Origin of the sequence: Cellulomonas citrea (assembly GCF_009829685.1) — a bacterium.
GTDB lineage: Bacteria > Actinomycetota > Actinomycetes > Actinomycetales > Cellulomonadaceae > Cellulomonas > Cellulomonas citrea.
This window is the reverse complement of the sequence record NZ_VWSD01000188.1, coordinates 1-4,807: the sequence shown is the minus strand read 5'-3', so window position 1 is coordinate 4,807 and position 4,807 is coordinate 1. Positions and strand designations below refer to the sequence as shown.

The window sequence follows — 4,807 nt, the reverse complement described above, 5'->3', positions numbered from 1 at the left end:
GGCGTGCAGGTCCGTGATCGCCTGCGCGCACTGCTGCAGCCGGAGCGCCCGGCGGGGGTAGCCGAGGCGGTCCCAGGCGCGCAGCACCTCGGCGGTGCTCGCCGCCGCCAGGTGCGCCGGGGTGGGCCACCGTTCCATCCAGGCCCGCCACACCGGCTCCACCCGGACCACCGGGGTCTGCTGCAGCATCACCTCGCTCACCAGCACACCCCAGGGCGTGCGGTCCGGGGCGCGCCACGGCAGGTCGCGGGCGTTCGCGTCGAACCAGGTGAGCAAGGCCTCGTGCACCGGCACATCCTGCCGTGGTGGACGGACGTCGGCGCGCAGCGGAGGCCGGACCGGGTGAGCGTCGCTGTGAGGCTGGTGGCCCCCGGCGTGCCCGCCCGGCCGGTCCGCGCGGCGGTGCGTACGGTGGCTGCGCTCCGGACCAGAGGGTGCGGGGCATCGACGCGACGCGGTGGGGTGAACGATGGCACGACGGCTGCCGGCCCGGGTCTACTGGGTGCGCCGGGCCTTCGTGCTCGTCGTCCTCGCGCTGGTCGTGACCCTCGTCGTCGTCCTGGTCCGGGCGATCACAGGCGGCTCCGACGACAACGGAGCGGTGCCGCCGCAGCCGCTCACGACCACGACCGAGCCGCCCCCGTCGCCGTCCACCAGCCCCACCTCGACGTTGCCCGGCGGGATCACCGACTGCCCGGCAGGGGACCTCGCGCTCACCGTCGTCGCCGACGCCCCCACCTTCGCCGCCGGCGTCAGCCCCACCTTCACGCTCACCATCACCAACAAGGGCGCCACCTCCTGCCTGGTCGACGCCGGGGACACCCACCGGTCCGTCGTGCTGACCTCAGGCACCGACCGGGTGTGGTCCAACCAGGACTGCGCACCGGCCGACGCCGACCCGCGCACCCTGCTGCTCGCGCCGGGGATGACCGACACCACATCGCTGGCCTGGAACCGCGAGCGCTCGGCGCCCGGCTGCACCGCCGGCCTGCCCACGCCCGGTGCCGGCACCTACGTCGCGACCTTCGCGGTCGGCGGCGCCCAGGCGGCCCCCGCGCCCTTCGTGCTCGGCTGACCTGCGCCGGCACGTCCGGGAATCTGGGCGCCGTCCGGCAGGTTGTCCCGACGACGGCGCGACGTGCCGGTCGTGCTGGCGACGGCGCGGAGTGCTCGTCGGCCCGACGGCGGCGCGAGCGAAGGAGCGGACGTGACGGTGCAGCTCGGCAGGTACGGGGTCTGGGTGCGTGCGGCCTGGCTCGACGGCGCCCTCGCGGCGCGGGTCGAGGAGCTCGGCTACGGCGCGCTGTGGGTCGGCGGTTCGCCCGAGGGTGACCTGGGGCTCGTCGAGCAGCTCCTGGGTGCCACCAGTCGGATCACCGTCGCCACCAGCGTCGTGAACATGTGGCGCTCACCGGCGACCCAGGTCGCCGCGGCGTACCGCAGGCTCGCGGACCGGTACGGCGACCGGCTGCTGCTCGGTGTCGGCGTCGGGCACCGCGAGGCCACCGCCGAGTACGCCTCGCCGTACGAGACGATCGTGCGCTACCTCGATGCGCTCGACGAGGCCGGGGTGAGCGTCGACGTGCGGGTGCTCGCCGCGCTCGGACCGCGTGTGCAGCAGCTCGCCGCGCAGCGCGCCGCCGGCGCCATCCCCTACCTGACGACCCCGGAGCACACCGCCGCCGCACGGGCGCTCCTCGGCGACCGCCCGCTGCTCGCCCCCGAGCAGAAGGTCGTGCTCGCCGATGCGCTCGGGCTCGATGAGCAGGCGGCACGTGAGCTGGCGCGTGGCGCCGTCCGCACGCCCTACCTCGGGTTGTCCAACTACCGGCGCAGCCTGCGGACCCAGGGGTTCACCGACGCGGAGATGGACGCCGCCGCCGACCGGGTGGTCGACGCGCTGGCCCCGCAGGGCACCGTCGAGCACGCGGTGGCGGCCCTCGACGCGCACCTGGCGGCGGGTGCCGACCATGTCGCCGCGCAGCTGGTGGTGCCGGACCCGGCCGGGCTGGACATCGCGCTGCGCGCACTCGCCGTGCGGCTCCCGCTGGGCTGAGCGCGGGCCGCGAGGGCGGTCCCGAGGGTCAGACGTACCGCTCGAGGATGCTCGACTCGGCCAGCCGGGACAGGCCCTCGCGCACGGCCCGGGCGCGCTGCTCGCCGATGCCGTCGACCGCCATGAGCTCGTCGATGGAGGCCGCGAGCAGCCGCTGCAACCCGCCGAAGTGCTGCACGAGCCGTTCCATCACGGAGGCGGGCAGCCGCGGGATCTTGGCGAGGAGGCGGTAACCGCGGGCGCCCGCGGCGGCGTCGAGCGCCTCGCCGGCACCGGGCAGGCCGAGCACCCGGGCGATGTGCGCGTGGTCCAGCAGCTGGGTGGCGTCCAGCTCGGCGAGCTCGGCGAGCACGGCCGGCACGTCCCGGTGCGAGGTGTCGACGTAGTCGCGGATGACCAGCTCGCGGTCGGCGCCGATGCCACCGACCAGCTCGTCGAGCTGGAGGGACATGAGCCGTCCGTCGGTGCCGAGCTCGACGACGTAGCCGTCGATCTCGTCGGAGATGCGGCGCACCATCTCCAGGCGCTGCACCACGGCGGACACGTCGCGCACCGTGACCAGGTCCTCGATCTCGAGGGCCGACAGCGTGCCGCTCACCTCGTCCAGCCGGGCCTTGTAGCGCTCGAGGGTGGCGAGCGCCTGGTTGGCCCGCGACAGGATGGTGGTCGAGTCCTCCAGCACGTGCCGGGAGCCGCCGACGTACAGCGCGATGATCCGCATCGAGGCGGAGACCGAGATCACCGGGAGCCCGGTCTGCTTCGAGACGCGCTGCGCGGTGCGGTGCCGGGTGCCGGACTCGCTGGTCTCGATCGTCGGGTCCGGCAGCAGCTGGACGTTGGCCCGCACGATGCGGTTGAGCGATCCGTCGACCACGACCGCGCCGTCCATCTTCGCCAGCTCGCGCAACCGGGTGGCGGAGAACTCGACGTCGAGCTCGAACCCGCCCGAGCACAGGGAGGCGACCAGCGGGTCCATCCCGAGCACGATGAGCGCGCCGGTGCGTCCGCGCAGGATCCGCTCCAGCCCGTCGCGCAGCTCGCTGCCCGGCGCGACGGCCGTGAGCGTGCTGCGCAGCAGCTCGTCAGGCACCGGCAGATCGGTCACGGGATCGATGGTATCGGGGCACCGGCCGCTGCGGCCGCGCCGGGCCGACGGGCGGACACGGTCAGCGCACCGGCTGGATCGCGGCCACCGCATCGGCGAGGTCGGTCGCCGGGCGCACCTGCATCCCCTCGGGCACGACGAGCCCGGGCATCGCACCGGCCGGCACGATGGCCCGGGTCAACCCGAGCCGCGCGGCCTCGGAGAGCCGCCGCTCGACGCCGGCCACGGTGCGGATCTCGCCGGCCAGGCCCACCTCGCCGATCGCGGCCATCCCGCGGGGCAGCGCGATCTCCTGCCGGGACCCGACGACGGCCAGGGCGAGCGCAAGGTCCGCCGCGGGCTCCACCATCCGGGCGCCGCCGACCGTCGAGACGTAGACCTCCTGGTCGGCCAGCCGCACCCCGACCCGGCGGCCCAGCACGGCGAGCACCATCGCCACCCGCGCCGGGTCGACGCCGTTGGTGGTGCGCCGCGGTGTGGCCTGCTGGCTGGGCGCGACGAGCGCCTGCACCTCGGTGAGCAGCGGGCGACGGCCCTCGAGCGTCACCGCCAGGCAGGTGCCCGGCACGTCGTGCAGCCCCTGGGACACGAACAGCCCGCTCGGGTCGGCCAGCCCGACGATCCCGTGCTCGGACAGGTCGAAGCAGCCGACCTCGTCCGTCGGGCCGTAGCGGTTCTTCGTCGCCCGCAGCAGCCGCAGCCGGGAGCCCGACTCGCCCTCGAACTGGCAGACCACGTCGACCAGGTGCTCGAGCGTGCGCGGCCCGGCGACCGACCCGTCCTTGGTGACGTGCCCGACGAGCAGCACCGGCAGCGCACGCGACTTCGCGGCGGCGATGAGCGCACCGGCCACCTCCCGCACCTGCGTGACCCCGCCCGCGGTGCCCTCGACCTGGGCCGAGGCGATGGTCTGCACCGAGTCGACGACGAGCAGGTCGGGGTCGCTCGCCTCGATGTGACCCAGCACGGTGCCCAGGTCGGTCTCGTCGGCCAGCAGCAGGTTCGGGTCGAGCGCGCGGATCCGGCCGGCGCGCAGCCGCACCTGGGCGGACGACTCCTCGCCCGTCACGTAGAGCACCCGACGGCCGGTCCGGGCCGCCCGGGCCGCCACGTCGAGCAGCAGCGTGGACTTGCCGACACCGGGCTCACCGGCCAGCAGCACGACGGCACCGGGCACCAGGCCGCCGCCGAGCACGCGGTCCAGCTCCGCCACCCCTGTCGGACGGGCCGTGGCGACCGCCTGGTCGACCTGGTCGATGGGGAGCGCCGGACCACGGGCGGGCGCCACCGCGGCCGTCCTGGGGGCGACGGCCGAGGCGCCCTCCTCGGCGACCGTGCCCCACGCCTGGCACTCGCCGCACCGGCCCACCCAGCGCACGCTCGTCCACCCGCACTCGGCGCAACGGAACCCGGCACGGGCCGCGGGTGGGCGGGCGGTCCCGGTCCTGGCCGGGCGTCGGACGGTCGACGAGGTCACCTGCCGGACGCTAGCCGCGGGCACCCACATGGGGGCCACGCCCCGCCGTCCCGGCCCCGCGCCGCCTCCCCCTGGGTAGGCTGCCCGCAACCTGAAGGAGGTCGCCCCATGTCGCAGCCCGGCCAGCCACCCGCCCGGGGCTCACGCCCTGCGCGCCGCCCGCCCGGGG

General features: G+C 75.7%; 4 protein-coding genes and 1 pseudogene. 2 read left to right on the top strand and 3 right to left on the bottom strand.

All coding sequences use genetic code 11. From position 1 onward, the window contains the following. Positions 1-288: pseudogene (locus F2B26_RS14560) on the bottom strand (A/G-specific adenine glycosylase); the annotation flags it as partial. Between the two features lie 181 nt (positions 289-469). On the opposite strand from F2B26_RS14560, the gene F2B26_RS14555 reads away from it, so the two are divergent. Continuing rightward, a complete protein-coding gene (locus F2B26_RS14555; RefSeq protein WP_159810585.1) occupies positions 470-1,075 on the top strand; it encodes a hypothetical protein in 606 nt (201 codons plus the stop codon). 132 nt (positions 1,076-1,207) lie between these two features. Next, positions 1,208-2,056: a TIGR03620 family F420-dependent LLM class oxidoreductase gene (locus F2B26_RS14550; RefSeq protein WP_159810583.1), complete on the top strand. Its 849-nt coding sequence runs from the start codon at positions 1,208-1,210 to the stop codon at positions 2,054-2,056. 28 nt (positions 2,057-2,084) lie between these two features. On the opposite strand, the gene disA is transcribed toward F2B26_RS14550, so the two are convergent. Further along, entirely contained in the window at positions 2,085-3,161 is a 1,077-nt protein-coding gene (disA, locus tag F2B26_RS14545) for a DNA integrity scanning diadenylate cyclase DisA (RefSeq protein WP_235929695.1), read from the bottom strand. 61 nt (positions 3,162-3,222) lie between these two features. Then, on the bottom strand, positions 3,223-4,668 hold the full coding sequence (gene radA, locus F2B26_RS14540) for a DNA repair protein RadA (RefSeq protein WP_159810587.1): 1,446 nt from the start codon (positions 4,666-4,668) through the stop codon (positions 3,223-3,225). Positions 4,669-4,807: the final 139 nt, after the last annotated feature.